Here is a 1,012-nt window from a genome sequence, read left to right on the forward strand (position 1 = left end):
CCCACCTTGGGTCATTTCAATCAGATAGTTATCTCCCAAACTAGTTTCTAGCTCTATTTTCAGGCTATCTAGGATGGTTTGTTCGTCATCAACACAGATAATGGCAGTTCGATTCATAATTCGACTAAAGCATCCTGAATTGTTAAAATTAATTCCCGAGTATTCCAGGGTTTATGTAAACATCGATATAAGTTAGCATATTGTTTCGCCCGTTCAACCGCTTCCTCATCAGCTTGTCCCGTTAGCATCACTTTAATAATATCGGGATATTTGTGATGGACATTAATCAGAAATTGATCCCCTTTCATTCCTGGCATTAACCAATCGGAGACAATAATCAGAATTTGTTCTCCATTCTCATAGAGTTCATCAATGATTTCCAAAGCTTCATCAGCACTTTCAGCAAATTCATAGAGATACTTATCTTCAAAAGCTGCTTGAAGTTCCATCTCCAAGCTTTTCAAAATCGATATTTCATCATCAACACATAAAATTACGGCGTCAGACATGACTAGTTCCCTCATTGAATTCATACCAATTCTGGCCGATTACGGCTACAGATCAATTTCATCTGGCCATCTCCCGATCTGGCGATCTCCCGATTTCCCCATCTGCATCTGTAGTCCTACTTTGAAAAATTGCTATCAATAGTCAGAGAAACGGTCGAGATGGGTTGAGTAGGCAAGGTCGCGTTCGCTAGCCAACGCCCTTCGGGCTAATCGCATAAGTAATCTTACGGTCTTGATCAAAGATGAAAAGTTTTTGGTCAGCCTCACAAACCCCTTGATAAACTAGAGTTCTAAGGCGCTTAGTAAATTTCCTCAGTGAGCCGATAGCCTGGGAGTGTAATCATTATTGGTTACTATGGATGATTTAATGACATGGACTGCAACTAGTCACAGTTTTGACACTCCCCGCTCTTGCCTAGACCGGGTTTTTTTTCCTTGGACCATTGTTTATGAACTAGCTAAACTTATAACTAGCTACACTTATAACTAGCTACACTTATAAA

The 1,012-nt window shown here is 40.0% G+C and carries 1 protein-coding gene; it reads right to left on the reverse strand.

Going from position 1 to position 1,012, the window contains the following annotated elements; all coding sequences use genetic code 11:
* Nucleotides 1–113: 113 nt before the first annotated feature.
* Entirely contained in the window at nucleotides 114–509 is a 396-nt protein-coding gene (locus F6K51_RS38220) for a response regulator (protein WP_293031622.1), read from the reverse strand.
* Nucleotides 510–1,012 lie beyond the last annotated feature (503 nt).

Source organism: Moorena sp. SIO3I8, assembly GCF_010692325.1.
Classification (GTDB): domain Bacteria; phylum Cyanobacteriota; class Cyanobacteriia; order Cyanobacteriales; family Coleofasciculaceae; genus Moorena.

What these genes read in the sequence shown, in the direction of transcription:
- F6K51_RS38220 (WP_293031622.1), bottom strand. Translation starts at nt 509, where the DNA reads ATGTCTGACGCCGTAATTTTATGTGTTGATGATGAAATATCGATTTTG.